Source organism: Virgisporangium ochraceum (assembly GCF_016863655.1).
Taxonomy (GTDB): domain Bacteria; phylum Actinomycetota; class Actinomycetes; order Mycobacteriales; family Micromonosporaceae; genus Virgisporangium; species Virgisporangium ochraceum.
The window spans coordinates 1-24050 of sequence record NZ_BOPH01000056.1; the positions used below are offsets into that span (position 1 = coordinate 1).

At 73.0% G+C, this 24050-nt stretch carries 20 protein-coding genes and 1 pseudogene; 16 read left to right on the forward strand and 5 right to left on the reverse strand.

The annotated features are described in order from the left end of the window. Positions 1–270 precede the first annotated feature (270 nt). The 7 genes from Voc01_RS20510 (at position 271) to Voc01_RS20540 (ending at position 8586) form a co-directional block, all read left to right on the forward strand. Complete coding sequence (locus Voc01_RS20510; RefSeq protein WP_203929101.1) at positions 271–3375, forward strand: ferredoxin reductase family protein; 3105 nt, start codon at positions 271–273, stop codon at positions 3373–3375. Between the two features lie 18 nt (positions 3376–3393). Then, positions 3394–3870: an FMN-binding protein gene (locus Voc01_RS20515; protein WP_203929102.1), complete on the forward strand. Its 477-nt coding sequence runs from the start codon at positions 3394–3396 to the stop codon at positions 3868–3870. 30 nt (positions 3871–3900) lie between these two features. Then, the gene (locus tag Voc01_RS20520; RefSeq protein ID WP_203929119.1) at positions 3901–4629 is read left to right on the forward strand and encodes an FAD:protein FMN transferase; all 729 of its coding nucleotides are present in this window, start codon (positions 3901–3903) and stop codon (positions 4627–4629) included. Positions 4630–4710: 81 nt separating this feature from the next. Beyond that, positions 4711–5652, forward strand: a complete 942-nt coding sequence (locus Voc01_RS20525; RefSeq protein WP_203929103.1) for a hypothetical protein — start codon at positions 4711–4713, stop codon at positions 5650–5652. A gap of 22 nt (positions 5653–5674) precedes the next feature. Further along, on the forward strand, positions 5675–6532 hold the full coding sequence (locus Voc01_RS20530) for an SMP-30/gluconolactonase/LRE family protein (RefSeq protein ID WP_203929104.1): 858 nt from the start codon (positions 5675–5677) through the stop codon (positions 6530–6532). 3 nt (positions 6533–6535) lie between these two features. Then, positions 6536–7198 (forward strand): response regulator transcription factor, encoded by a 663-nt coding sequence (locus Voc01_RS20535; protein ID WP_203929105.1) that lies wholly within the window; start codon positions 6536–6538, stop codon positions 7196–7198. Then, positions 7198–8586 (forward strand): sensor histidine kinase, encoded by a 1389-nt coding sequence (locus Voc01_RS20540; protein ID WP_203929106.1) that lies wholly within the window; start codon positions 7198–7200, stop codon positions 8584–8586. Before Voc01_RS20535 ends, Voc01_RS20540 begins: the two co-directional genes overlap by 1 nt. On the opposite strand, the gene Voc01_RS20545 is transcribed toward Voc01_RS20540, so the two are convergent. Beyond that, the gene (locus Voc01_RS20545) at positions 8583–9518 is read right to left on the reverse strand and encodes a TAXI family TRAP transporter solute-binding subunit (RefSeq protein ID WP_203929107.1); all 936 of its coding nucleotides are present in this window, start codon (positions 9516–9518) and stop codon (positions 8583–8585) included. The two genes, Voc01_RS20540 and Voc01_RS20545, sit on opposite strands and share 4 nt — an antisense overlap. Positions 9519–9658: 140 nt before the next feature. On the opposite strand from Voc01_RS20545, the gene Voc01_RS20550 reads away from it, so the two are divergent. The 3 genes from Voc01_RS20550 to Voc01_RS20560 all read left to right on the forward strand — a co-directional run bounded on the left by Voc01_RS20550 (position 9659) and on the right by Voc01_RS20560 (position 11727). Next, on the forward strand, positions 9659–10228 hold the full coding sequence (locus Voc01_RS20550; RefSeq protein WP_203929108.1) for a hypothetical protein: 570 nt from the start codon (positions 9659–9661) through the stop codon (positions 10226–10228). 90 nt (positions 10229–10318) lie between these two features. Then, positions 10319–10714: an ATP-binding protein gene (locus Voc01_RS20555; RefSeq protein WP_203929109.1), complete on the forward strand. Its 396-nt coding sequence runs from the start codon at positions 10319–10321 to the stop codon at positions 10712–10714. Between the two features lie 188 nt (positions 10715–10902). Further along, a complete protein-coding gene (locus Voc01_RS20560) occupies positions 10903–11727 on the forward strand; it encodes an RNA polymerase sigma factor SigF (RefSeq protein WP_203929110.1) in 825 nt (274 codons plus the stop codon). A gap of 339 nt (positions 11728–12066) precedes the next feature. On the opposite strand, the gene Voc01_RS20565 is transcribed toward Voc01_RS20560, so the two are convergent. Then, on the reverse strand, positions 12067–13467 hold the full coding sequence (locus Voc01_RS20565; RefSeq protein WP_239160347.1) for an MFS transporter: 1401 nt from the start codon (positions 13465–13467) through the stop codon (positions 12067–12069). A gap of 68 nt (positions 13468–13535) precedes the next feature. Here Voc01_RS20565 and Voc01_RS20570 point away from each other — a divergent pair, with 68 nt between their 5' ends. After that, entirely contained in the window at positions 13536–14933 is a 1398-nt protein-coding gene (locus Voc01_RS20570) for an MFS transporter (protein WP_203929111.1), read from the forward strand. 4 nt (positions 14934–14937) lie between these two features. On the opposite strand, the gene Voc01_RS53170 is transcribed toward Voc01_RS20570, so the two are convergent. The 3 genes and pseudogenes from Voc01_RS53170 to Voc01_RS20580 form a co-directional block, all read right to left on the reverse strand. After that, positions 14938–15801, reverse strand: coding sequence for a serine/threonine kinase C-terminal domain-containing protein (locus Voc01_RS53170; RefSeq protein ID WP_239160349.1), 864 nt, complete (start codon positions 15799–15801; stop codon positions 14938–14940). Between the two features lie 2178 nt (positions 15802–17979). Further along, a pseudogene (locus tag Voc01_RS53175) lies at positions 17980–19011 on the reverse strand (serine/threonine-protein kinase); the annotation flags it as partial. Positions 19012–19101: 90 nt separating this feature from the next. Next, positions 19102–19899, reverse strand: coding sequence for a YhjD/YihY/BrkB family envelope integrity protein (locus Voc01_RS20580; RefSeq protein ID WP_239160348.1), 798 nt, complete (start codon positions 19897–19899; stop codon positions 19102–19104). Positions 19900–20113: 214 nt separating this feature from the next. Here Voc01_RS20580 and Voc01_RS20585 point away from each other — a divergent pair, with 214 nt between their 5' ends. The 5 genes from Voc01_RS20585 (at position 20114) to Voc01_RS20605 (ending at position 24046) form a co-directional block, all read left to right on the forward strand. Then, entirely contained in the window at positions 20114–20512 is a 399-nt protein-coding gene (locus Voc01_RS20585) for a VOC family protein (RefSeq protein ID WP_203929114.1), read from the forward strand. A gap of 108 nt (positions 20513–20620) precedes the next feature. After that, positions 20621–21454 (forward strand): ABC transporter ATP-binding protein, encoded by an 834-nt coding sequence (locus tag Voc01_RS20590; RefSeq protein ID WP_203929115.1) that lies wholly within the window; start codon positions 20621–20623, stop codon positions 21452–21454. Beyond that, entirely contained in the window at positions 21451–22272 is an 822-nt protein-coding gene (locus Voc01_RS20595; RefSeq protein ID WP_203929116.1) for an ABC transporter permease, read from the forward strand. The genes Voc01_RS20590 and Voc01_RS20595 overlap by 4 nt, the downstream gene beginning before the upstream one ends. Then, a complete protein-coding gene (locus Voc01_RS20600; protein WP_203929117.1) occupies positions 22236–23426 on the forward strand; it encodes a sensor histidine kinase in 1191 nt (396 codons plus the stop codon). Before Voc01_RS20595 ends, Voc01_RS20600 begins: the two co-directional genes overlap by 37 nt. Then, positions 23423–24046: a response regulator gene (locus Voc01_RS20605; RefSeq protein ID WP_203929118.1), complete on the forward strand. Its 624-nt coding sequence runs from the start codon at positions 23423–23425 to the stop codon at positions 24044–24046. Before Voc01_RS20600 ends, Voc01_RS20605 begins: the two co-directional genes overlap by 4 nt. Positions 24047–24050 lie beyond the last annotated feature (4 nt).

Genomic DNA, 24050 nt, shown 5'->3' on the forward strand with positions numbered 1-24050 from the left:
CGACGATCAAGGCCGCCGGCGCAGACCTGGCGGGCAGGTTTGCGATGACGGAGAGTGGCGGGCCGGGATAAAATGTCGGCTTTGCCGATTACACGACTGCGCGCGAGCCTGCGACTCGGATACCAGGTTTCCTTTGATCATGGGCTTCACCCGTGGGGTGGAGCCCATGAATCCTTTTTGGCATGTCTGGTTTATGGAACCTTAGGCGGCCCTGAAGGTTGGCGGTGACGGCTCGCACCGGGATGCCCGGGTCCTGTACCAACGACACCGGTGACAGGATATGGACGGGACACGACGGCGCGACGCGGGCCGTACGTTCCCACACAGGAGCAGCGGTCTGGCTGGGGAGCCGAGTCCCCGGACCATCGACCGCGCCATGGTCGTGCTGACGACGAGTCGGCGTATCCGGGCTACGGGGGCTACCCGCCCCGCGCGGCCGACGAGCCGGGGCCCCGCTCCGCGCGCGGCGGCCGGCGGCGGGCGCCGGACGTCCCCCAGCAGCGCCCGGCGTCCGATCCGGGCTACGGCGCCGGGTACGGGGAGCCGCAGGCGTATGACGGCTCCGCCGGCCGGCAGCCGGGTCGCTACCCCGACCGGCGAGGCCAGGCCGACCCGGCCGGCTACGACCCCCGCGGCTACCCCCGCCCGGATGCGACGGGCGGCTTCCCCCGGCCCGACGTGACGGGTGGCTTCCCCCGGCCCGACGTGACGGGCGGCTTCCCCCGGCCCGACGTGACGGGCGGCTTCCCCCGCCCGGACCAGACCGGTGCCTTCCCGCGCCCCGACACGACCGGCGGATTCCCCCGGCCGGCGCTCGGCGCGGGCGGCAGTGCGGGCGGCGGCGCGGGCGCGACCGGCCAGTTCCGGCGTCCCGACCCGAACGACCACCGCGCGACCGGCGAGTTCCGGGCACCGGCGGGCCGTCCGGACACCACCGGCGGCTACCCCGCGAATGGCGGCTACCCCGCCGGCGGCGGATACCCCACGAGCGGCGGCTACCCGGCCGGCGGCGGATATCCCGCTGCCGGCGGCTACGCGGCGGGCGGGCAGCCTACGTCGGGCGGGGGCTACCCCCGCCCCGACCAGACCGGTGGCTTCCCACGGCCCGACGCGACCGGCGGCTTTCCCCGCCCGGACACGACGGGTGGCTTCCCCCGCCCGGCGTCCGGCGCGGCCGGCGGTGCGGGCGTTCCCCGTGCGGGCGTACCCGGTGCGGGCGTTCCCCGTGCGGGCGTACCCGGTGCGGGCTCGACCGGACAGTTCCGGCGCCCCGACCCCGGTGACCACCGCGCGACCGGCGAGTTCCGCCGGCCCGACGCGACCGGCCAGTTCGCCCGGCCGGACGCCACCGGTGGCTACCCCGCGAACGGCGGCTACCCGACGTCGGGTGGCGGATACCCGCGGTCCGAACAGACCCGCCCCGACACGACCGGTGGCTTCCCGCGCCCGGACCAGACGGGTGGCTTCCCGCGCCCCGACACGACCGGCGGCTTCCCCCGGCCCGACACGACCGGCGAGTTCCGGCGGCCCTCGCAGCCGCAGGGTGGACTGCCCACCGCACCCGTCTACCAGGACGCCCCGGGCTACCAGCCCCCCGTGTCGCCGGCACCGGCCGGTGGTCGGGGTGGACGCCGGCGGGCCGAAGGGCGTACCGGCTGGGGTCGCGAGACCCGGGACGGCTGGGGCCGCGGCGACGGCGGACGGGGCGACGGCGGACGGGGCGACGGCGGACGCGGTGACTCCGGTCAGATCCCGGTCTCACCGGCACCCGCCGGCGAGAGCGCCCCGGCCTGGGCACCCACCGGACCCGGCGCACCCGCCTGGGCCGGATCCGCGCGTGCGGCCGGCTCGGCATCGGCGTCAGCGTCGGCAGCGGTAGGCACAGCGGCCGGCCCGGTCGCCGACTCGCAGCGGTGGACCGGCACCGGCACCACGACCGTCCCAGCGGGCCAGAACGGGTCCGAGGGGCGCACCGCCACCCAGACGGTGGCCCGGCCGGACACCCGGACCGACAGCCGCACCGACGGACGTCCGGTACCGGCCTCCGAACCACCGCCGTCGCAGACCGCGCGGACCACCGCGCGCCGCGTCATCCTGGCGCTCTGGTTCGCCGGACTCGCGTTCCCGGTGGCCCTCTGGTGGCAGCACACCACCAACCTCGACGGGACCGGTGCGGTCCTCATCGCCGCCGGCCGGCTCACCGGTCTCGTGGCGGGCTACACGTTGCTCACCCAGATCGCGCTGATGGCCCGCCTCCCCGGGCTCCAGCGCGCCGCCGGCGCCGAACGGATGCTCAAGTGGCACCGCGACATCGGCGCGCTCGTCGTGGTGAGCACGATCGCCCACGCTCTGTTGCTGATCCAGGGGTACGCCGTCTTCAGCGGCGACGGGCCGGTCAAGGAAGGGCTGCGGCTCTTCAACGACCAGGCCGACATGGTCGGGGCGTTCGCCGCCGCCGGCATCCTCACCGGGCTCGCCGTGCTGAGCATCCGCCAGCTCCGCAAGATGATGCCGTACGAGGCCTGGATCTGGATCCACCGCAGCGCCTACGTGGTGCTGTACCTCGGGTACGCCCACCAGTTCAGCGCCGGCCAGGACGTCGGGGCCGGCACCGGCAAGTACTACTGGGCCGCCCTGCACATCCTCGTGATCGGCACCGTCGTGTGGGGACGCGTCGGCGTGCCGCTGCTGATCAACATGTACCACCGGGTGCGGGTCGCCGAGGTGGTCGACGAGGGCGGCGACACCGTCTCGGTGTACCTCAGCGGCAACCGGCTCGACCAGCTCGGCGCGCGCGCCGGCCAGTACCTGCGGTTCCGGTTCCTCGGCGCCGGGTTCATCTCCCAGGCGCACCCGTTCTCGCTGTCGGCGCCGCCGAACTCGCACTGGCTGCGGATCACCGTCAAGGCGGTCGGGTCGTACACGTCGAAGCTGCGCGAGCTGCAGCCCGAGACCCGCGCGTGGATCTCCGCGCCGGAGGGCGAGCACACGATCGCCTCCCGCACGATGACGAAGGCCGTGCTGATCTCGGCCGGCAGTGGCATCGCACCCGCCCGGGCCATGCTGCCCGAGCTGCCCGGCGACACCGTCGTGGTGTTCCGGGCCAGCAGCGAGGCGGACCTGGTGCTGCGCGGCGAGCTCGAGGAGATCACCCGCGCCCGCGGCGGCAAGCTGCACGTGGTGACCGGTTCGCGCAACGAGCCCGGACCGAAGAAGCTCCTCACCTCGTGGGGCCTCGCCGACCTGGTACCCGACATCACCATGCGGGACATCTACCTGTGCGGCCCGCCGGACTTCGCGAAGGCCGTCGTCACCGCGCTGCGTCCGTTGCACGTCCCGAAGCGCCAGATCCACGTCAGCGCGTTCGAACTGTAGCCGGAGGGCTCATCCACCATGCGTCGTGCTGTATTCGCCATCCTCGGCACCGCCGCGGCCACCACCCTGCTGGTCGGCATCAAGGCACAGGCCGGGCCGGACACGGACCCGGTCGCCCTGGAGGAGCCGCCCGCACAGACCGGCTCGAACCCGGCGGGAACCGGCACCCCGAAGCCGACCGGCACCGCCAAGCCGACCGGCACGCCCGCACCGCCGGCGAACAACGCCGCCCCCAAGAAGATCGTCGGCGACACCGTGAACACGCCGTACGGTCCGGTGCAGGTGACGATCACGGTGACCGGCGGCAAGATCAGCGACGTCACGGCCAAGCTGCCCAACACGGGTGAGAGCGCCGCCATCGCGGCGAACGCCGGCCCGAAGCTCAAGCAGCAGGCGCTGCAGAAGCAGAGCGCCGACATCGACACGGTCAGCGGCGCGACCTACACGAGCGAGGCCTACCAGAAGTCGCTGCAGTCGGCCCTCGACAAGCGGTAACCGGTGGGCCTGCGCCGCGTCGAACAGATCATGGGGACCGCGATCAGCCTGGAGATCGCCGGAACCGTCCCCGACGACGAGGCCGCCCGGCTCGCCGACGAGGTGTACGCCTGGATGCGGCTGGTCGACGACACGTTCAGCACGTACAAGGAGAACAGCGAGGTCAGCCGCCTGCACGCCGGTCAGCTGACCGCCAGCGGGGCCGGCGAGGACCTGCGCCACGTGCTCGCCGTCTGCGCGGACCTGTGGGCCGAGACCGACGGGTACTTCGACGTGTACGCCACCGGCCGGCTCGACCCCTCCGGATACGTCAAGGGCTGGGCCGTCCAGGTGGCATCGGACCGGCTGATGGCCGCCGGCGCGACCGACCACAGCCTCAACGCCGGCGGTGACGTGCGGGTACACGGCCACGCGCCGACCGGCGGGCCGTGGCGGATCGGCGTGCGCCACCCGTGGGACCCGGCCGCCGTGTGCTTCGTGCTGGCCGGCAGCGACCTCGGGATCGCCACCTCCGGCACGTACGAACGCGGGCAGCACGTCATCGACCCGCGCGGCGGCGGCGCGGCCAGCGGACTACGGTCCGTGACGGTCACCGGCCCCGACCTCGGGCGGGCCGACGCGTTCGCCACGGCCGCGGTCGCCATGGGTGCGGCCGGGCTGGACTGGCTCGCTACGCTGCCGGACGGGTACGAGTCCGCGGTGGTCACCGACGACGGCCGGTTCTTCCGCTCGGAGGGACTGCCCGAGCACGCCGGGTGACGTTGCCGATCCGTGCTCTGATCAAATGTGGGCAAATTATGGCGGTCAATGGGATGATGGCCGTGGCATGGGGGTGAGGCCATGATCACGCACGATGTACCGCTCGCCTGGACGCCCGGTGAGCAGACCGAGGTGCCCGTGCTCATCGTGTACGCGATCGTCACCGGTAGCGGGCTCGTCATCGTTCTCGGCACCGGTCTCGTCGCGTGGTGGCTCCACCGCCGCGCCCGGCGCCGCGAGGCCGGCCTCGGCCGGGTCCCCCGGCCCAGGGGCGCCCGCCGCGTACCGGCCGCCACGGCGGCACCGGCCGAGAGCCCCGACATCGACGGCCCCGCTGTCGCCGGTCCCATCGAAGTGACCGCGGCCGCGAGCGCGCCGACGGTGCCCGCGCCCAGAACGGCCGACAGCCGGCCGACGCCGCGACGCACCCCCGACCCGCGCTGGACCAACGGCGCCAGCGGCGAGTACGTGCTCCTACGGGCCGCCAGCGCCCGCGCGCAGACGGTCGCCAACCAGGCCCGCCACAGCAGCCAGGAGGCCGCCAGCCGGCTCGACACCGCCGAGCGGTTCTACGAGGAGGCGCGAAAGGCACACGCCGACGCGCTCGCGGCCGCGCCTGAGCCGGTCCCGTCGAACGGTTCCGACGCCGAACGCGACGTGGCGCGAGCGGCGCTCGACGCCTACCGGCGCGGCCACCTCTCGGCCGAGGAACTGCGCAGGATCTGGTTCGGTACCAGCGGGTGGGATGCCCGGCACGAAGAGGCCGAACAGCGCACCCGCGAGTTCCGCGCGGCCGAGGTGCAGGCGCGGCAGCGGTACCACATCGCGCTGGCCAAGGCCCGGGCCGCCCGTCAGGCCGAGTACGTGGCCGACACCGCCGTGCGCGCGCTCGGCGCCGAGACCGCCGCCGCCGCCACCGAACTGGCCGCCGCCCACGACAACGCGCAGCCGCGGCGCGGCTGGCTCCGCAACCGGTCGCAGGCGGCCGCACCGGCCAACGCGCCGGCCCCCACCGCCGGGTGAGCCTCGCCGTTACGATTCCCGTGTGGTGCGTGAATCGACGGCCGAGATCTTCGTACCGGCCGGTGCCGACCTCGCCGAAGGCCCGGCGTGGAACCAGTCCGCGGGCTGCCTGGTGTGGGTCGACATCCTCGGCCGCAAGGTCCACCTGACCGAGGCCGACGGGAGTGCCCGGGCCTCGTTCCCCTTCGACCGGCACGTCGGCGCGGCCCTCCCCGCCGCCGACGGCACGTACCTCGTGGTGCGCCGCGACGGGTTCGTCACGCTCGATCCGCGCACCGGCGCCGTCACGCCGGTGCTCGACGTGCTGGCCGACCGTCCCGACCTGCGGTTCAACGACGCGAAGGCAGATCCGAGGGGACGCGCGTTCGCCGGCACGATGCCGTACTCCGACGGCGACGGCACCGGGGCGCTGTACCGCCTCGACGCCGGCCCCGCCGCCACCGAGGTGTTCGGACCCGCGGGCCTGTCGAACGGGCTCGGCTGGAGCCCCGACGGCCGCACCATGTACTTCATCGACACCCCCGCCGACACGGTCCACGCGTTCGACTACGACCTCGACACCGGCAAGCTCGGCGCCCGGCGGGTCCTCGTCGAGGTGCACCACCCCGACGGGATGTGCGTCGACGACGACGGGTGCCTGTGGGTCGCGCTGTACGGCGGCTCGGCGGTCCACCGGTACACGCCCGACGGCCGGCTCGACGCCGTCATCAGGCTCCCGGTGACGAACGTGACCTGCTGCGCGTTCGGGCCGGGCGGGCGGCTGTACATCACCACGGCCATCAACGGCATCGATGTGGCCGACCAGCCGCTCGCCGGCTCGCTGTTCGTGGCCGAACCCGGCGTCACCGGCCCGTTCGCCACCCCCTGGCGACCGGTGTAGCCGATGCGGGTGCTGCTGGTCGAAGACGACGTCCGGGTTGCCGCCGCCGTCGCGTCCGGCCTGCGCAAACGCGGGTACGAGGTCGACTGCGCCGGCTCCATCGCCGAGGCGCTCGACGCCGCGCCGGTCGACATCGTGCTGCTCGACCTCGGCCTACCCGACGGCGACGGCATGGACCTGTGCCGCATGCTGCGGGCCCGGCAGCCCGAGGTCGGCATCATCGCGGTCACCGCCCGCGGCGAGGAGCGCGACCGGGTCACCGGCCTGCTCACCGGCGCCGACGACTACGTGGTCAAACCGTTCTCGATGGCCGAACTGCACGCCCGGATGGCCGCGGTGCTGCGCCGGGCCGCCCGCTCCACCCCCGCCACCCACCAGGTCGACATCGGCGGCCTCACCATCGACTTCACCGCCCGCCGCGTCCTACGCGGCGGCATCGAGGTGACGCTCACCCGCAAGGAGTTCGACATCCTGGCGGCGCTGGCGCGCCGCCCCGGCATGGCCGTCGCCCGCGACCGCATCATCATCGAGGTCTGGCAGACCTCGTACGTGGGTCCGCACGTGCTCGACGTGCACATGGCCGCGCTGCGGGGCAAGCTCGGCGACCCCGGGCTGGTGCAGACCGTCCGCGGGGTCGGGTACCGCCTCAACACGGAACCGGGCTGATGCGGCGGCGGCTCGCCGCCAGCTACGTCGCGCTGCTGGTGCTGGTGCTGGCGGCGCTCGAGGTGCCGCTCGCGATCGCCACCGCGTCGAGCAACAGCCAGCGGGTCGCGCTCGACCGGCTCGCCGACGCGGTGCAGTTCGCGTCGATCGCCGAGACCGCGATCACCAGCGAGGCGCGCGAGCCGGAAGGGCCGGCCAACTCCGAGTTGGAGGCGCTGCGCACGGAGCTCCAGCGGTACGAGGAGATGTACGGCATCGGCGCGCTCGTCGTCGACCGTGACCGGCAGACGCTCGTCAGCTCCCGCCCCGGCCTGACCCTCGACTCCGACGACGCCCGACGCGAACGCGACCGGGCACTGGCCGGCGACCAGCCCGACGCCTCCCGCACCGTGTGGCCGTGGGAGAACCGGCCGATGGTCGTCGCCGCACCGATCGGCAGCGGCGGCGAGACGCTCGGCGCGGTCGTCACGATCTCGCCCACCGACCGGCTCACCGCCCGCACCGGCCAGGTCTGGTGGCTGCTCACCGGCGGCGGCCTGCTCGCCCTCGTCGTGTTCATCCTGATGGCGATCGCGCTGGCCCGCTGGACGCTGCGGCCGATCGCCGAACTCGACTCCGCCGTGCACGACATCGCCAGCGGCGACTACGACCGGCGCGCGCCGGCCGCCGGCGGCCCGCCCGAGCTGCGCCGGCTGGCGACCGCGTTCAACGAGATGGTCAGCACGGTCTCCGACGTGCTGGAGCGGCAGCGGTCGTTCGTCTCGCACGCCAGCCACCAGCTGCGCAACCCGCTCACCGCGCTGCGGCTGCGGGTCGAGGACCTCAGCGAGGCCGTGCCGGGTGACGAGGGACGCACGGCCCTGCAGGAGACCGAGCGCCTCTCGGAGGTGCTCGACAGCCTGCTCGCCCTGGCCAGCGCGGAGAAGGGCAACTTCGAGTTCGAGCTGGTCGACGCCGACGCGGTCGCGGCCGACCGGATCACGGCGTGGCAGCCGCTGGCCGCGCAGCACGGGGTGGTCCTGCGCCGGGTGCCGGCGCTGCGCCCGATGAAGGTCCGCACGGTGACCACCGCCGTCGGCCAGGCCCTGGACGCGCTGATCGACAACGCGTTGAAGTACGGCGCCACCTCGGTGTCGGTGTGGGTCCGCCCGTCCGACGACGACGGCGTCGCCGTGCACGTCGTCGACAACGGGCCGGGCATGAACGAGGAGCAGCGGCAGAAGGCGATGGAGCGCTTCTGGCGCGCGCCCACGTCGCAGAACACGATCGGCAGCGGGCTCGGCCTACCCATCGTCGCGGTGCTGGTGGAGACCTCGGGCGGCCGCCTCGACCTGCGGCCGGCCGACCCGCACGGGCTCGAGGCGGTGCTCTGGTTCCCGTCCCCTTAAGGCTTGATTTGTCGGAAGTAGCGCCTGGCTCCCGGGTGGAGCGCGAGCGGGTGGGTGTAGATCGCGCTGCGTGAGTTGAGCCGCGCGGCGACCGGGTGCGCCCGCAGGAGCGTGGCCTGGTCCTCGAACAGCAACCTGGTGACCTCGTACGCGGTCTGCTCCGGCAGGTCCTTCGACACGACGAGATAGTTCGGGATGCCGACCGTGGTGACGGTCTGCAACCCGTACGTCGACGCGGGCACGGTGTGCTCGGTGTAGTACTGGCCGAACCGGGCCCGCAGGTCGGCGGCGTACTGCCCGATCGACACCATGGTGATCCCGCCGCGCTCGGCGAGCTCGGCCACCCGTCCCACCGGCAGGCCACCGGAGAAGAAGAACGCGTCGATCCGGTTGGCCTGCAGCGCGGCGGCGGAGTCGTCGAGTCCGAGCTCGAAAGGCTGGATGTCCTTCGCCGGGTCGATCTGCTCGGTACCGAGGAGCCGCCTGGTGGTGCCGATCGTGCCGCTCTCCTTGGCGCCGATCGACACGCGTTTGCCCCGGAGGCCGGTGAGCGAGGTGATCCCGCTGTCGGTGCGCACCACGAGGTGCAGGTAGTCGTCGTAGAGCCGGACCAGGGCGACCACCCGGCCGTCTCCGGCGAACTCCGCCGACGTGTCCGCCTGCGCGAACCCGATCTCGGCCTTGCCCTCCTCGACGAGCCGCAGGTTCTCGGCGGAGGCGGCGGTCTCCATCACGCTGGGGGTCAGGTCGGGCAGCCGCTTGCGGACGCTGTCGGCGATGGCGCCGCCGTAGAGGAAGTAGACGCCGCCCGGGCTGCCCGTCGCGATCCGGAACTGACCGGCCGGGACGTCGTCGGCGCTGGACGGGCACCCGGCGAGCACGGCGAGCAGCGCCAGGCAGATGGCCGTCCGCGCCGCTCGCACTCCTCGCACGGCACGGAATGTTACGCCCGTTTCCCGGAGCCAAAGTTTCTCTCAAGCGCAGCGCCGCTCCCGTCCCGAACCTCACACCAACCGGCACCGTAGGTACACGCGAATCCGTCCTGCGAGGAGCGCGGAGGGGAGTGAGCGGAATGCCGGTCGACACGGTCCTTCACAGCACAGCCGTCACGGCAGGCTTCGAGATCGCGATGTTGCTGCGGTGCGCCCGTACCGGCTCGGGGCGGCACGGACGCACCGTGATGGAGTTCAGCCGGGAAGCGGCGGCGTGCCGGTTGACCACGCTGCTCGACGGGCTCGCCCTCGACGCCCACCGCGACGAGTACGTGGCCGGCGGGTGGCACCGGTACGAGGTCCACCGGGTGGTTTCGACCGGACTGTCCGACTGGCCGCTGAGCCGGGCGTGGTCGTCGGGCTACGAGCGGCTGTGCGGCAGCACCGGCTACCAGTCCGGGCGGCAGCGGCAGCACCGCGCCGACCTCGCCGAGGCCGCCTGGCGCGCGGCGGTGCTGTGCGGCGGCACGCGTCGCCGGGGCGGGCCGCTGGCCGTCCGGGTGTCCGACGCCGACCTCGGGTTGATCCTGGTGCGGGCCGCCCGCGTCCTCGACGCGCCGGTGAGCCTGCGGTCGCGGGCGGGCCGGTACACGGTCGAGGCCACCAAGGGCAGCGCCGAGGTGACCCTGCGACAGCTCGCCGCTTCCTAGTCCGGCGTTTCCCGGGCGCCCGCCTGGGTACCCGCCAATGGTCAAGGATGGCGCGGCAAGGAGGTTGGCGATGGATCGGCAGCGGCGCCGGTGAACGTACGGCTGACGCTCTCCCTCCCGCGGGACAACGCCAGCGTGCCCATGGCCCGCCGGATCCTCTCCACCACCCTGACGTCCGCCGGCGTCACCGAGGAGTGCCGCAACGACATCCTGCTCGCGCTGGCCGAAGCGTGTGCCAACGCGGTCGCGCACGCTCAGCCGGCCGACCGCTACCAGGTCATGGTGAGCCTCGACCAGGTCGAATGCCGCATCGAGGTGGTCGACGCCGGCCACGGCTTCGACCACCAGGCCACCCCGCGGGGAATGCCCCTCCTCGCCGAGCACGGCCGCGGTCTCCACATCATCGAGGCCGTGTCGGACGGGTTCGACCTGCGTCCGAACGACCCCAGCGGTACCTTGCTCAGCTTCGTCAAGCGGATCGCGTGATCCGCTTCACCCGTTCCGGGTGGTGCGGCTGTTGCCAGTGAGGCCTCTTAGGCGTATCTTCATGGTCACCGACATCGGCCGAACGGCTGATATAGGGATAACCGAACGGTGCAACCCAACGGTACGAGTGTCTAGATGGTGCAGTCGAGATGGTGCAGGAGCACCGGAGCATGGAAGGGCCTGGATCAATGACCACAATGGTCGGGCAGGAGAAGTCTTCTGCCACTTCGGACGTCCGCACCGCGGCGTCCACCCGGGCGCAGAACGACGCGGACGCCCTCGCTCTTCTTACCCTGCTCGCCGATCTCCCCGCCGGCAGCCCCGACCGCGCCCGCGCCCGCGAGCGCCTGGTCGAGATGTACCTCCCCCTCGCCGAGCATCTGGCCCGGCGGTTCCGTCACCGCGGCGAGCTCATGGACGACCTCGTGCAGGTCGCTTCGCTGGCGCTGCTGAAGTCGATCGACGGCTTCGACCCGAACCGTGGCGCCGCCTTCACCAGCTACGCGATCCCGATGATCGTCGGCGAGCTGAAGCGCCACTTCCGCGACAAGGGCTGGGACGTGCGCGTCCCCCGCCGCCTGCAGGAACTCCGTCTGGAGATCAGCAAGTGCTCGGGTGACCTGGCGCAGAAGCTGGGCCGCTCCCCCACGGTCTCCGACCTGGCGCAGCACCTCGAGGTCACCGACGAAGAGGTCATCGAGGCCCTCGACTGCTCGCAGGCCTACCGGGCCCTGTCGCTGCACGCCCCCGTCTCGGGCGACGAGAGCGGCGGCGAGCTGATGGACCTGCTCGGCGGCACCGACCCCGAGATGGAGAGCGTCGAGAACCGCGCCGCCCTGCGGCCGCTGCTCGCCCGCCTCCCCGAGCGCGAGCAGAAGATCATCGCGATGCGCTTCTTCGGCAACATGACGCAGTCGCAGATCGCGGCCGAGATCGGCATCTCCCAGATGCACGTGTCGCGGCTGCTGGCACACTCGCTGCAGGTGCTCCGCTCGGGCCTGACGCCCGCCTGACCTCCACGCTCGTCGACGCGACCCTGGACCGCCCCGCACGGCGCTCCAGGGTCGCGTCCGTATCCGCGCCCGCGGCCAGCAGAGTCGTACGGGGCTGGACTTTCGGGCACGGAAGTACCTCAACGGCCGACGTAGAGGTACTTCCGTGCCCGATAGTTTCCGTCGCCTGTCGCCTGTCGCCCGTCGCCCGTCGCGCGTCGCGAACCGGCGGTTCGGTGGTCCTCGCCTCGCGGCCCGGCACGCCTCGACGGCCGCGCTCCTGCTCGACCAGCGGCACCACCGACCGCCGCAAGGGCCGCACCGGCGCCGGCAGGGCGGCTCGGGGCGGCTCGGGGCGGCTCAGGGCACGAGGGTGCTGGCGTCGACGGTCGACCGCCGCCCGGCGTCCGGAGCGGTGCCCGGCCCGGCACTTTCCGGTCCAGCGTCTTCTGGCCCAGCACCTTCCGGCCCAGCACTCTCCGGCCCAGCACCTTCCGGCCCAGCACTCTCCGGCCCAGCACTCTCCGGCCCGGCGCCTTCCCGCCCCGCACCTTCCGGCCCCGCACCTTCTGCCCCCGCGTCTTCCGGCCCGGTTGGGGCCGACGAGTGGCGGACGAACGGGTATACGGCGAGCGCGATCGTCAGTGTGCCGGCCCCCACCGCGACGAAGCCCCACGACGGGCCGGCCGCGTCGACGACGGCGCCGGCCACCGGGGCGCCGATCGCCAGGCCGAGCGTCAGGGCGGAGTTGTACAGGCCCATCGCCTCACCGCGGGCGCCGGCCGGCACCAGGCGGCTGACCGCGTCGGCCGAGGACGCGAGCGACGGCGCGCACAACGCACCGGCCGGGATCAGCACCAGCGCCAGCAGCAGGACACCGTCGACCAGGCTGATCGGGATCGTGAACAGGCCGATGAGGGCCACCAGCACCACCGTCGGCGCGACCCGCTTCATCGACCCGTACACGAACCCGCCGATGATCGAGTAGAACGCCCAGACAGCCATGATGAGGCCGATCCACTTCGTGTCGCCCGACGCGCGCAGCTCCGCGACCAGCGCGATGTCGGAGGCCGCCAGCACCGCCGTGGTGGCGGCGGTGAGCACCAGCAGCGACACGAACGCCGGCCGGAGCCACTCGCGCCGTGGCACCTTGACGCCGGCAACCTCCTGCTCCTCGTCGGCGGTGCGCATGGGCGGGTTCTGGATGTACAGGCCGATGCCGGCCAGCACGATCGCCGCGCCGACCAGGTACATCGTCGCGGTCGCGGAGATCTGGGTGACCAGCAGTACGGCGAGCGCCGGCCCCACCATGAACGACAGCTCGACGGCCATCGAGTCGAGCGCGTATGCGGGCCGCCGCGACTCCTCGGGCACCAGCGCCGCGATCGACTGCCGGACCACGGAGAACACCGGCATCGTCAGCAGGCCCAGCACCGCGCCGGCGACCAGCAGCACCGGGTACGGAAGCACCGGCGCCACCGACCAGAACAGGATCTCGGCGACCGTGCTCGCGGCCAGCGCCATGCGCAGCGACCGCCGGTCGATCAGGCGGCCGAGCAGCGGCGCGCCCACCGTGGACGCCAGCGTGAGCACCGAGGCGAGCAGCCCGGCGGCCGCGTATCCCCGGTCGAGGTCGAGGACCACGTGCAGGGTGAGCGTGATCGGAGCCGCGACGACGGGCACCCGGGCCACGATCGCCAGCAGCATCAACGAGCGCATCCCCGGCATCGCGAGCACCTGCCGGTAAGGACCGATACGCATGGTCACCTCCTACCGGAAGACATCCTGCCCGAGGGGTGTGACAGACGCGCGCTGATTAGTGTGTGCGCATGACGAGCGTCACGCCGCCGGGCCGCGCGCGGCGGACCTACACCGTCGTCGTGTTCGTGGTGCTCGCGTCGCTCGACAATGTGGCGATCGGCCTGGTCCCGCCGCTCTACGACCCCATCGGCGAGGCGCTCGACGTACCGGAGGGTGTCGTGGCCGCGGTCACCGCCGTCACGTATCTGGTCACCGCGGTCGCCGCGGTCGCGTGGGCCTATGCGGGTGACCGGTTCCGCCGCCGGCCGTTGCTCGTGGTCGGCACGCTGCTGTGGGCCGCGGGGACGTTCGGCAGCGGGTACGCGGGCAGCTTCGCGGTGTTCGTGGTGGCGCAGGTCGTGGGCGCGGTCGGGCTCGGAGCGGTCGGCTCGGTCGGCTTCTCGGTGGTCAGCGACCTGATCTCCCCGCGCCGGCGGGGGCTCGTGATGAGCTTCTTCGGATTGTCACAGGGCGTCGGTACGCTCGCGGGCACTCTGGTCGGTGGGCTCCTCGGTGCCGGCGACTGGCAGCGCCCGTTCCGGGTGGTCGCCGTCGTCGGAGTGGTGGCGGCGCTCGCTTACCTGGTCACATATGACATTCGACGAGGGGAGAACGAGCCTGAACTGAAGCAGTTGTACGAGCAGGGTGGCGAGTACGAGGGGCGCATCTCGGCCGGCGACCTGCCCGGGATCCTCGCGCGGCGCACGAACGTGTGGTTGATCATGCAGGGCCTCACCGCCCAGGTGACGTTCGGGTCGTTGGTGTGGCTGCCGCGCCTGTTCCAGTCCCGGGCGGAGGAGCAGGGGTTCGAGACGCACACCGCCGTGGCCATCGGCGCGACCTTCGCGACGCTGTTCCAGCTCGGCGGCGTCCTGTCGATCATCGGCGGGCTGGTGGGCGACCGCATGCAGCGCCGGGTTCCCGGCGGCCGCGCGCTGGTGGCGGCGGTCGGGGTGCTGGGCGGCATCCCGTTCTACGTGGTGCTGTTCTTCGTGCCGATGCACGTCGACGTGGCACCCGACGCCGGGTCGGGCGCCGTCACGGGCGCGGTGCTGCGCAGCGTGTTCACCGAGCCCACCGTGACGCTGAGCCTGCTGGCGGCCGTCATCGGGCTGGCGCTGACCAGCGCGAACTCGCCGAACTGGTTCGCGCTGATCGCCGACGTGAACCCGCCCGAGCACCGCGGCACGGTCTACAGCCTCGGCAACCTGGTGAACAGCGTCGGCCGTGCGGCCGGCAACGCCCTCGTGGGCGTCGTGTTCTCGGGACTGGCGCGCAGCCTGCCGCCACCCCTGAACTACGCCACGGGACTGGCCCTGTTCCAGATCTTCTTCGTGCCCACCGGGATCATGTACCTGAAGGCGGCGAAGACGAGCCCGGCCGACGCGCACGCGGTCCAGGAGCATCTGGCCGAAGCGCGGCGGTGACCTTCTACGCCTCCGACCCCGGCGACGGACGGAAGCTGTCGAAGACGATCTGCAGGATCGGCTTCGCGGCCTCCCAGTCGTTGCCCGAGGTCTGCCACCAGAAGCCGTACGCCTTCTTCGGCCCGACGACCACGCCCCGGTTGTTCACGTGCGTGCTGCCGCCGTTGTACGTGAACTCCCAGTCGGCCGCCTTGACGAAGTACGGCACTTCCTCGATGCGGATCTCGTTGTACCCGGGGAAGTCGCCGTCGGAGAGCCGCTGGTCGCGCTGCCCCCGCCAGTCGGCGACCGGGTCGGACCGCGGCTGGCTGGTCTGGTCGATGCCCAGCACCCGGCCGTCGCCGCGGAAGTAGACCATCCGGCCCTCCCGCGACTCCCTCCAGTGCGCCGGCACATAGACGGAGAACCCGGTCGGGTCGACGTGCTCACGCCAGCCCGCCGGCAACTGCGGCCGCTGGTCCCCCGGCGGCGCCGCCGTCGCGGTGTCCGTCGGTGGCGCGCTGGCCGGCGGCGCCGCCGGCTCGCTCGTGGGCTGCCCCGCAGTGGGACTGGCCGCAGCAGACGTCGCCGTCTGGTTACCCCCACCCCCGGCCCGGTTGTCCCGGGGCGCCCCGTCACCCCCGGTGTTCCGCGTGGCCATGAACACGACCGCCACGACCAGCACGACAACGGCTACCGCGACGACCAGGATCCGCTTCCGCCGATCGTCGGACCGGTCCCCGGCGTCCGTGCGCACGACCTGCGCCAACGCCCGCACCCGCTCCGACGCCGAGGTGGCAGCGGAGGCACCGGCGGCGGACGTGCCGGCGGACGCGGCGGCCGACGTGCCAGCGGAGGAGGCGGCCGGACGCGCGGCGGGTGTGGGCACGACCGCGGTGCGCTCGGGCGAACCCGGCGGGCCGGTGGGCGACCGCCGCCCAGGCGACCGCGTCCCCAACTGAGCAATCCCCGGCGCGACGACGGTGGTGGCGTCGGGGTTGGACCCGTCAGGTTCGGTGGAGCCGCTCGAGCCACTGGCGGGCAGGCCGTTGGACGGCGAGGCGCCGGACGCCCCCGACCCGGAGGAGGCTGCCGCCGACGCCGAATCCTCTGATGCGGACGCCTTCGACGCGGAGTCCTTCGATGCCGACTCCTTGGACGCGCCGGCCCCCGCGAGCGCCGCACTACTTTCGGCCAGGCCAGGTCGTTCTCCGACCTCGGCGGAATCGACTTCCTCGGTGCCGGCGTCGACCAGGGCGGCGTCGGGCTTACCGTCGTCAACCCCGTCGGCATCACCCTCCGCAGAATCAACCCCGTCGGCATCAACTCCGACGGCGTCAACCTTGGTGGCGTCAACCTTGGTGGCGTCAACCTTGGTGGCGTCAGGGCCGACCGCGTCAGCCTTGGTGGCGTCGACATTGGTGGCGTCGACATTGGTGGCATCAGCATGAGCGGTGTCAGCCGTGGCGGTGGCGGCACCGGCGATGGCGACGTCGTCCCTGGCTGTATCAACCTCGGCGACGCGATCCCCGGCCACGGTCGCGTCAGCCGCGGCGGAATCCTCCGACCCGCCACCCACCGACGCGCCATCCCGGGACTCCGCAGCTGCCCCACCCTCGACCGCGGCGGGTGCGGCCTCGACCGCAGCATCATCGGATCCGCTGTCCCGGGTAGGAGTCGTCGCCACCTCAGGCTCGACGACGGGCGTCACGGCCGGGGTAACCCCCGCCTGCCGGACGCCGGCCTTGCCCTTCCGACCCTTCCGACCCCGTCCGACACGCCCCTTGCCCGACGGCGGAACGGTGTCCGTGTCGGCGACGGCCGTGGCAGCCGGCGTGGCGTCGGAGGCATTGTCGGCGTCTGGCACCGGCTCCGGTGCCACCACCGCCTCGGGCTCCGTGACCGCCTCAGCGGCCGAGTCGACCGACCCCGCCCCAACAACGGAGTCGACCGGCGCAGCCCCGACAGCGGAGTCGACCGGCCCTTCCCCGCCAGCGGAGTCGACCGGCCCTTCCCCGCCAGCGGGGTCGACCGGCGCTGCCTCAAGGACCGAGTCGACCGGCGCAGCCGTGGCCGTGGTCGCGGCGGCCTGGGGCTTGTCGCCCGTGCCGTCCGTGGCCCGGGCGTCGTCGGCGGCCGGACGCGGCGCCGGCACAGCGGGAACCGTCGGAGCAGGCGGGGCCGTGGTAGCAGCGGGAGCGGCCGCAACCGTGGGAGGCTCCGTGGGCGCTCCCGCCGGCCGCTTCGGCATCGTCTGGAAGCGGGGCACGGGCCACGACGGTGGCGCCGAACGCGGCGCCGCGACAGCCGGCTTCCCCTCGGACGCCGGGGAGGTCGGAGCCGCCGGCGCAAACGCCTCGGTGGACTCGGGCGCCCGGGGCATCGGAGCGGTCGGCGCCGGCCGGGCAGGCGCCGGAGCGGCAGCAGAAGCCGCCGGAGAAACCGCGGGGGGTGCCGCAGGAGAAGACGCGGGGGGAACCGCGGGGGAAGGCGCCGGGAAAGCCGCAGTGGGGACCGAAGCCGACCCTCGCGGCCGCGCGCCAGAACCGGGTCCACCCACCGGGCCAGTGCCGCCGACCCCGCCCGGGCGGTCGCCGGAACGGTCACCGCCGGAAACCGCACCGCCGGAAACCGCACCGCCGGAAACCGCACCGCCGGCGGCCGCGCCGCCGGAACGGGCGCCGCCGGAGCGGGCGCCATCCGAGCGGGTCCGGTCGGAGCGTGCCCCGTCGGACCGCGGGCGATCCGGAGGCGGGCCATCGGGGCGGAACGAACGGGAACCGTCCGAGCGGGTGGCGCCGGTCGGGTCGCTGGGGCCGGTCCCATTCGTACCGGCGCGGCCCGGGACGATGCCGCCCGCACCAGCGCGGCCGATCGCGGGGCCACCGGCCACAGGCCCGCCGGGCGCAGGGCCGCCCGCCATGGGACCGCCCGCAACAGGTCCGCCGGGCGCAGGGCCGCCGGCGACAGGACCGGCAGAGGCCCGCCCGCGCGCCACCGGGCCGCTACCAGGCCGCCCACCCGCAACAGGACCACCAGCGGCAGGCGCCCCGGAAACAGGCCGGCCCGCAACAGGACCACCAGAAACGGGCCGCCCCGCAACAGGACCACCAGAAACAGGCCGGCCCGCAACAGGACCACCAGAAACGGGCCGCCCCGCAACAGGACCGCCGGAAACAGGTCCGTCCGCCATGGGGCCTGGCTGGCGGGGCGGGCGGTAGCCCGTTTCCGGGGCCTTCGCCCATGGCCAACGGAACTTGCGGGCCACCGCCGACCCGCCGCTCGACGACGTGGCCCGCCGGAGGCGGCGTTCGGCCTCCGCGGCGTCGATGCGGGCCTCCGGGTCCTTGCGGAGAAGACCGTTGAGGACCCACCGCAGGGCGCCCGCGTTGCGCGGTGGCTCGACCTCCTCGGAGGCCAGGGCGGTCAGCGTCGCGATGGCGGAGTTGCGTTCGAACGGCGCCTTGCCCTCCACGGCGGCGTAGAGGGTGGCGCCCAGGGACCACAGGTCGGACTCCGGGCCGGCTGTGCCGTCGCGGGCACGTTCGGGGGAAATGTAGGCGGGCGAGCCCAGGACCAGGCCGGGGCGGGTCACACCGGGATCGCCCTCGAGCGTGGCGATACCGAAGTCGGTGAGGACCACCCGACCGTCCTCACCGAGGAGGACGTTGCTGGGCTTGACGTCACGGTGCATGACACCGGCACGGTGAGCCGCGCGCAGCGCGCCCAGCAGGGCCAGGCCGATCGCGGCGGCGCGGCCCGGGTCGACGGGACCGTCCGAGGCCAGGATGTCGTGCAGGGACCGCGCCTGGACGAACTCCATGACGATCCACGGACGACCGTTGGTCTCGAAGACGTCGTAGACGCGCACCACGCTGGGATGGTTCAGGCGGGCCGCGGCCCGCGCCTCGCGGAGGGTGCGGCGACGCAGCTCGTCACGCTCGGTGGCCAGAAGCTGCGCGGGCGGCACGATCTCCTTGATGGCCACGTCGCGACCGAGCGTCTGATCCCACGCATGCCAGACCCGCCCCATGCCGCCAACGCCCAATGTTTCGATCAGGCGGTAGCGGCCGGCGACGAGAGTCGGCGATGCGGTCATCGGGACGAGGTTACCCATCCGAGGTCGAAGTAAAGCGGCTACCGTGGATGTCCCATACTACGGACCGCACGCGGTCGATATACGGGACCCCTACAGGGAACGGTCGACTTCCATGGTGGCGATGTAACCCATCAATGCCAAGGTGTGCAACAGATACAGCCACAGGGCCACCGCGACCACGGCACCGACCACGTCGAAACCGCCGAACGGCAGGCCAAGGTCGACCGGGATGGCCCAGAACAGCACGAAGCCGTGCAGGAAACCCGAGATGTTCGCCGCCGTGAGCACAGCGACGAGCGTCACAATCCGCCAGCGCGGCGCTGTCGGTCCGACCACGCGGTACACCCAGACGAGCATCGCGCTGAGCGCCACCCACACCACGAGGAACGACACCACGATGCCGCCGAACGACGCCCAGCCGCCCCGCTGGAGCAGTCCCGCGGCCGTCGGCAGCACGACGAGCAGACCCAGCAGCAGCGCCGGCCCGGCCGCCAGCAGCGGCAGCACGAGCAGCCGCCCCCGCCACGCCCGCACCGGCCCGGACGCGTGGCCGAGCGAACTGAACGCCCGCCGCAGCCCCTCGCCGTAGAGCGTCGCCGGGATGAGGGCGGCGATCGACTCGGCGAGGCTCAGGTCGGTTCCGGCCCGGATGAGCGTGTGGACGGCCCGGTCGGCGCCGAGCGCGTCGGGCACCGCGTCGACCGGCCCGCCCGTCATGTCGAGGAGCCGCTCCGGACCGGTGACCAGCGCCGACAGCCGGATGGCGAGCACCACGGCCGGCACGACGGCGATCCCGCCGTAGAACGTGACGGCGGCGGCGTGCAGCGGCAGGTCGGCCCCGCGCATCGCCCGGACGACCCGGAGAAGGATCGCCCACACCCGTGCCACGCGGTGCTTCATACCCAGACATTGCCGAAAAGATCCCCGCAAGGTGGCGAAACCGCGAATGCGCCGAGCGCGCCGTTTCCAGCGCCGAATCCTCAGGTGGAAGCGCCGAACGATCCCTGCGCAAAAGCACAGCGGGTCATATTCCGGGGCATCCATACCAACGAGGCGTATCTGGCACGCAACGGGTGGTTATTCACTGCTAGCGTCGGGCGCCATGACGGATGAGACGGGCGCTACCCCCGCGCTGCCAGCGTGGCCGGTCTTCATCGGGGTCACGGTCGACACCACCGATCCCGAACGCCTGGCCGGCTTCTGGTCCGCTCTGCTCGAAGTGCCGATCGAACACCGGTCGGACATCGAGATCCACCTGGCCCGCCAGCCCAACCGCGGTGTCGCGGTCGCGTTCCAGCGGGTCGCCGAACCGACGGCAGGGAAGAACCGCCTGCACCTGGACCTGCTCGTCCGAGACCTGCCGGCCGCCCGCCGGCGGGCCATCGAACTGGGCGCCGACGAGGTCGAGGAGCACAAGCGGGACGGCTTCCACTGGCTGGTCGCCGCCGATCCTGACGGCAACCGCTTCTGCCTGATCGAACCCCCACCCACCACCGACTAGAGGCACGGAACAGAGAACCCGAGACGGCGGTGTCCACCAACCGGTGGACACCGCCGTCAACGTCCCGGTCGTCCCGCAACCACCGTCCGCGACGAGACGCTGACACGCATGAATGAAGCTGTGCGGGTCCGCGGACTACGCAAGAGGTACGGGGGTGCGACGGCGGTCGACGGGCTCGATCTGACCGTCCACCGTGGCGAGGTGTTCGCCGTGCTCGGGCCGAACGGCGCCGGCAAGACGACCACCATGGAGATCCTGGAGGGTTACCGCCGGCGCGACGGCGGCGAGGTCACCGTGCTCGGGGTCGACCCGCAGCAGGCGGGGCTGACCTGGCGGTACCGCATCGGCGTGGTGCTGCAGAACATCGACGACGGCCGTGAGCTGACGGTCGCCGAAACGGTCGGGCATTTCGCCCGCTACTACCCCAACTCCTATGAACCGGCAGAGGTCATCGAGCGGGTCGGGCTCACCGCGAAGGCGAAGGCCCGCATCCGCACGCTCTCCGGGGGCCAGCGGCGCCGTCTGGACGTCGCGGTCGGCATCGTGGGACGCCCGGAACTGCTGTTCCTGGACGAGCCGACCACCGGCTTCGACCCGCAGGCGCGCCGGCAGTTCTGGGACCTCGTGCGTCACCTCGCGGCCGACGGCACCACGATCCTCCTCACCACGCACCACCTCGAAGAGGCGGAAGCGCTCGCCGACCGGGTGGCGGTGCTGGCACAGGGCCGGATCGTCGCCTGCGGCGAGGTCGCCACGCTCGGTGGCCGCGCCGGCGCCGACGCGACCGTCCACTGGCTCGACGGCGACCACCGCCGCAGCGAGCGCACCGCCGACCCGGCCGCGCTCGTCGCGCGGCTCACCGCCAGCCACGGCGGGTCGGTGCCCGGCCTGTCGGTCACCCGCCCCTCCCTCGAGGACATCTACCTGGAGTTGATCTCATGACCACCGTCGTGACGAGGACGCCGTCTGCGCTCGGCCTCGGATTCGCCCGCGCCGGCATCGAGCTCCGGATCTTCTTCCGGCAGTGGGACGCCGTGGTGTTCACGTTCGCGCTGCCCGTGGTGCTGCTGGTGATGCTCGGTTCGATCTTCACCGGCATGTACGAGGGCTCGCCGGTCACCGTGTCCCAGTACTTCGTGCCCGGCATGATCGCCGGCGGCATCGCGTCGACCACGTTCGTCAACCTCGGGTCGAGCATCGCGGCCGACCGCGACGACGGCACCCTGCGCCGCCTGCGCGGCGCGCCGATGCCACCGAGCGCCTACTTCGTCGGCAAGGCGCTGATGGCGCTCGTGGTCACCGCGATCGAGGTGGTGCTGGTGCTCGCGGTCGGTGTCGTGCTGTTCGACCTCAGCCTGCCGTCGTCGCCGGGCCGGTGGTTCACCGCCGTGTGGGTCCTGGTTCTCGGGACGGCCGCGTGCGCGCTGCTCGGGATCGCCGCGAGCGGCCTCGCCCGCAGCGCCCGCTCCGCGGGCGCGGTGTTCAACCTGCCGTACCTGGTGCTCGGCTTCTGCTCGGGCGTGTTCTTCACCCCGATCAGCGCGTTGCCGGAGCCGATTCTCCAGCTCGGGTCGCTGTTCCCGCTGCGCTGGATGGCACAGGGCTTCCGCGCGGCGTTCCTACCCGACAGCATCCTCAGTCAGGAGGTCGTGCACTCGTGGGAACTCGGCAAGACGGCGTTGGTCCTGATGGCGTGGACGGTCGGCGGCATGCTCCTGGCCCTGTGGACGTTCTCGTGGCGCAGCCACCGCGACCGGTGACGAACGCCTGGCAGACCACGAAGCTGTGGGACGTGTACGTCGCCCTGGCGACGGTGGCGGTCGCGGTCCTGGTCGTGGTCGGTGAGAACGCGCGCCCGATCGAGCCGCGGGTCGGGTCGGCGGTGACGGTCCTCGCGATCGGCGCCTGGTACGCGGTGCGGGGCCGGCGGCTGCTCGCCGAGGCACACGACTCCCGGGCCCTGTGGGCGTTCCTCGGGGTGATGGCGGTGCTGTACGCGGTCGCGACCGTGCTGGCCTCGTCGGCGTCGTTCCTCTCCTTCGCGCTCATCCCGCTGTTCTTCACGCTGACCGACCTCAGGACGGGGATCATCGCCGTCGCCGGGCTCAACCTGATCCCGCCGGTGGCGAACCTCGTCCGCACCGGCGACCTCGCCGAGACGCTCGTCGTGCTCGTGCCCATCGCCATCGTGATCACGGTGTTCTCGTCGGTTTTCGCGTACTGGGTGCACCAGATCGTGCGACAGAGCAGCGAGCGGGCCGACCTGATCGAACAGCTGGCGGCGTCGCGGGCGGAGGTGGCCCGGCTCTCCCGCGACGCCGGCGTGGCGGCCGAGCGGCAGCGCCTCTCCGGCGAGATCCACGACACGATCGCGCAGGGCCTGTCGAGCGTGGTCATGCTGGTGCAGGCCGCCGAGGCCGACCTCGACCGCGACGCCGGCCGGGCCCGCCACCACCTCGAGATGGCGGGCCGCACCGCCCGGGAGGGCCTGGCCGAGGCGCGGGCGCTGGTGGCCGGCCTCTCCCCCGCCCAGCTGTCCGGCGCCTCGCTCGCCGCGGTGCTGACCCGGCTGGCCGAACGCTTCCGTGAGGAGACAGGAATTCCAGTGGACGCGCGCACAGCGGCCCCGCCTGGCCCACTGCCCATGACGGTCGAGGTGGTCCTGTTGCGGGCCGCGCAGGAAGGGCTGGCCAACGTCCGCAAACACGCGGGCGCCACCGCGGTGACGCTGGAGCTGGCCCACCGGCCGGGCGCGGCCGAGCTGACGGTCACCGACAACGGAGTCGGTGTCGCCGGTGCCGAGGGGTTCGGGCTGACCGGGATGCGGGCGCGGGTCGCCGACGTCGGCGGCACGCTGCGGGTCGAGCCCGCACCGGGTGGCGGCACCCGGCTGACCGTGCTCGTGCCGGCATGATCACGATCCTGCTCGTCGACGACCACCCGGTGGTGCGGGCCGGCATCCGGGGCATGCTCGCCGGCGAGCCCGACCTCACCGTGGTCGGCGAGTGCGGGTCGGGCGCCGAGGCGCTCGCGGCCGTCCGGGCGCTCGCGCCGCGCGTCGTCCTCATGGACCTGCGCATGCCCGGCATGGACGGCGCGACGGCCACCAGCGAGATCCTGGCCGTCGCACCGGAGACGCGGGTCGTGGTGCTCACGACGTACGACACCGACCGCGACATCCTGCGCGCCGTCGAGGCCGGTGCCGCCGGCTACCTGCTGAAGGACGCGTCGCTGGCCAGGCTGCTGGCCGGGGTGCGCGGCGCGGCCAAGGGCGACACGGTGCTCGCCCCGGAGATCGCGAGCCGCCTGGTGACCAGGCTGCGCCAGCCGGCGGCACCCGCGCTGTCGCCCCGCGAGGTGGAGGTGCTGCGGCTGGTCGCGCGCGGCCTGTCGAACGGCGAGATCGGGCTGCGGCTGCACATCACCGAGGCGACCGTGAAGACCCACCTGCTGCGGGCGTTCGCGAAGCTCGGCGTGAACGACCGCACCGCGGCGGTGACGAGGGCCCTGGCCGACGGGCTCTTCGAGCCCTAACGGC

Bases quoted from the DNA above. Each gene is read 5' to 3' on its own strand.
- Voc01_RS20550 (WP_203929108.1), top strand. From the start codon at position 9,659: ATGCCGGTCGACACGGTCCTTCACAGCACAGCCGTCACGGCAGGCTTC.
- Voc01_RS20540 (WP_203929106.1), top strand. From the start codon at position 7,198: ATGCGGCGGCGGCTCGCCGCCAGCTACGTCGCGCTGCTGGTGCTGGTG.
- Voc01_RS20565 (WP_239160347.1), bottom strand. From the start codon at position 13,467: ATGCGTATCGGTCCTTACCGGCAGGTGCTCGCGATGCCGGGGATGCGC.
- Voc01_RS20590 (WP_203929115.1), top strand. From the start codon at position 20,621: ATGAATGAAGCTGTGCGGGTCCGCGGACTACGCAAGAGGTACGGGGGT.
- Voc01_RS20585 (WP_203929114.1), top strand. From the start codon at position 20,114: ATGACGGATGAGACGGGCGCTACCCCCGCGCTGCCAGCGTGGCCGGTC.
- Voc01_RS20605 (WP_203929118.1), top strand. From the start codon at position 23,423: ATGATCACGATCCTGCTCGTCGACGACCACCCGGTGGTGCGGGCCGGC.
- Voc01_RS20560 (WP_203929110.1), top strand. From the start codon at position 10,903: ATGACCACAATGGTCGGGCAGGAGAAGTCTTCTGCCACTTCGGACGTC.
- Voc01_RS20515 (WP_203929102.1), top strand. From the start codon at position 3,394: ATGCGTCGTGCTGTATTCGCCATCCTCGGCACCGCCGCGGCCACCACC.
- Voc01_RS20520 (WP_203929119.1), top strand. From the start codon at position 3,901: ATGGGGACCGCGATCAGCCTGGAGATCGCCGGAACCGTCCCCGACGAC.
- Voc01_RS20525 (WP_203929103.1), top strand. From the start codon at position 4,711: ATGATCACGCACGATGTACCGCTCGCCTGGACGCCCGGTGAGCAGACC.
- Voc01_RS20595 (WP_203929116.1), top strand. From the start codon at position 21,451: ATGACCACCGTCGTGACGAGGACGCCGTCTGCGCTCGGCCTCGGATTC.
- Voc01_RS20570 (WP_203929111.1), top strand. From the start codon at position 13,536: ATGACGAGCGTCACGCCGCCGGGCCGCGCGCGGCGGACCTACACCGTC.
- Voc01_RS20535 (WP_203929105.1), top strand. From the start codon at position 6,536: ATGCGGGTGCTGCTGGTCGAAGACGACGTCCGGGTTGCCGCCGCCGTC.